A 2068-nucleotide genomic window follows, 5' to 3' on the forward strand; every position below is an offset into this window, starting at 1 on the left:
CCGGCCGCTGGCCGGCTCCCTCGGGACCACACGATTGCCGACCAGCGGCCGGCACTACCGAATGAGTCCTGCAACAGAAAAGGCCGGGGTCTCCCCCGGCCTTTCCACTCATCCCGTCACCGCGATCAGGCGATCGCTTCCTGGTAACGACGCTCGACTTCATTCCAGTCGATGACGTTGAAGAACGCGCCGATGTATTCCGGGCGGCGGTTCTGGTACTTCAGGTAGTACGCGTGCTCCCACACGTCCAGGCCCAGGATGGGGGTGTTGCCTTCCATCAGCGGGCTGTCCTGGTTGCCGGTGCTCTCGACCACGACCTTCTTGTCCGGGGTCACGCTCAGCCACGCCCAGCCGCTGCCGAAGCGGGTCAGCGCCGCCTTGGTGAAGGCGTCCTTGAACTTGTCGAAACCGCCCAGGTCCTTGTCGATGGCCTTGGCCACGTCGCCCACCGGGTTGCCGCCAGCATTCGGAGCCATCACGGTCCAGAACAGCGAGTGGTTGGCATGGCCACCACCGTTGTTGCGCACCGGGCCCTGCAGGTTCTCCGGCAGCGACTTGAGCTTCTTCACCAGCTCTTCGACCGGCAGGTCAGCGTATTCGGTGCCTTCCAGCGCCGCGTTGACGTTGTTGATGTAGGTCTGGTGATGCTTGGTGTGATGGATTTCCATCGTCGCCGCATCGATATGCGGCTCCAGCGCGTCGTAGGCGTAGGACAGCTTGGGCAGGGTGTAGGCCATGATGCATCTCCTGATTGCGAGGGCACCCGACGATGTCGGGCGGTGCGCCGTGAATGATGGGGACAGACCCGCAGATTACCAAGGGGGATGTAAAGGAAATTGCGTCCTGCCAGTGAGCACGACGGCAATTGTTACGCAGCAGTGACGCGGCACCCTCCTCATGCGCCATGCAGCGCGCAGGCGCTACAGTGCGTGCACCACCCTCGCCCGCCCCTGCCCATGCGCAACCCCCGGCTGCTGATCACCGCCATCGCCCTGCTGCTGCTCGGCCTGGTCGCCAACCATTTCCTGCAACGGCCGCCGGCGCCACAGTTCGCACCGGACCTGCAAGGAACACCGACCGCCCGGGCGCCTGCCACGGCCACGCCCGGACGGGACAACGGCCTCCCCGCGTTCCTGCCCACCGAAGCACGCCAGACCATTGCCCTGATCCAGCGAGGCGGTCCATTCCCGCACCGCCAGGACGGCACCACCTTCGGCAACCGCGAGCAGCAGCTGCCGCAACGTCCGCGTGGCTACTACCGCGAGTACACCGTCGACACCCCCGGCGCACGCACGCGTGGCACGCGCCGCATCGTCACCGGCGGCGATCCGCCGGAGGCGTGGTACTACACCGACGACCACTACGAATCGTTCCGCAGCTTCACCGTACCGGCCCAGGGAGCGCAGTGATGAGCCACGATGATTTCGGCCTCGGCCTGCATGACATCAATAATGCCGGCGTCTATGCCATCGACAGCGATGACATCGGCGCACTGGCCGCAGCAATGCGCGATGCCAGCCTCAAGGTGATCCGCATTGATCTGGAAGGCGTGACGGACAAGCGCACCCTGCTCGCCCGGCTCGCCGCGCAACTGGATTTCCCGGCCGGTTTCGGCGGCAACTGGGATGCACTGTCAGACAATCTGCGTGATCTGCAATGGCTGCCGGCCAACGGCTACGCGCTGTTCCTGGCCGACGTGGATGCACTGCGTGCCAACGCACAGAGGGACTTCGACACCCTGCTGGACGTGATGGATGAAGTCAGCCGCGATTGGGTCGGTCGCGATGTACCGTTCTGGGTGTTCCTGTCACAGAGCACGTAAGGTCAGTGCCTGGGTAGAGGCCGCCCTTGGTCGGCGCTTCTGTGCCAACCAAGGTCGGCATCTACCAAAGCACGCCAGCACGACCGCCACATCCCGCTGTGGGTCCAGCGAAAAGCCCCCTTGTTGTTCAAGGGGGCGCGCCAACGGCGCGGGGATAAGGGAACATGCGTGGACAACAGCAGCCGCTAGCGGCTGCCGTTGTCTTCCTGCAGTTCTTTCTTGAACGGGATGTCCGGCGGCGGCCGT

Annotated in this window: 3 protein-coding genes; 2 read left to right on the forward strand and 1 reads right to left on the reverse strand. The window is 64.7% G+C overall.

Annotated features, from left to right (window positions below; all coding sequences use genetic code 11):
* Positions 1-125 precede the first annotated feature (125 nt).
* Complete coding sequence (locus tag ABGA94_RS03070; RefSeq protein WP_005410310.1) at positions 126-737, reverse strand: superoxide dismutase; 612 nt, start codon at positions 735-737, stop codon at positions 126-128.
* Between the two features lie 219 nt (positions 738-956).
* Between ABGA94_RS03070 and ABGA94_RS03075 the strand changes: the two genes are divergently transcribed.
* Together ABGA94_RS03075 and ABGA94_RS03080 are read left to right on the forward strand one after the other, a co-directional pair.
* Entirely contained in the window at positions 957-1409 is a 453-nt protein-coding gene (locus ABGA94_RS03075; RefSeq protein ID WP_061478000.1) for a ribonuclease domain-containing protein, read from the forward strand.
* Positions 1409-1822, forward strand: a complete 414-nt coding sequence (locus ABGA94_RS03080; protein WP_134956323.1) for a barstar family protein — start codon at positions 1409-1411, stop codon at positions 1820-1822. Before ABGA94_RS03075 ends, ABGA94_RS03080 begins: the two co-directional genes overlap by 1 nt.
* Positions 1823-2068: the final 246 nt, after the last annotated feature.

Source organism: Stenotrophomonas sp. 3diitr2024, assembly GCF_042136455.1.
Taxonomy (GTDB): domain Bacteria; phylum Pseudomonadota; class Gammaproteobacteria; order Xanthomonadales; family Xanthomonadaceae; genus Stenotrophomonas; species Stenotrophomonas sepilia.

Coding starts and splice junctions, on each gene's coding strand:
- ABGA94_RS03070 (WP_005410310.1), bottom strand. CDS start 737: ATGGCCTACACCCTGCCCAAGCTGTCCTACGCCTACGACGCGCTGGAG.
- ABGA94_RS03075 (WP_061478000.1), top strand. CDS start 957: ATGCGCAACCCCCGGCTGCTGATCACCGCCATCGCCCTGCTGCTGCTC.
- ABGA94_RS03080 (WP_134956323.1), top strand. CDS start 1,409: ATGAGCCACGATGATTTCGGCCTCGGCCTGCATGACATCAATAATGCC.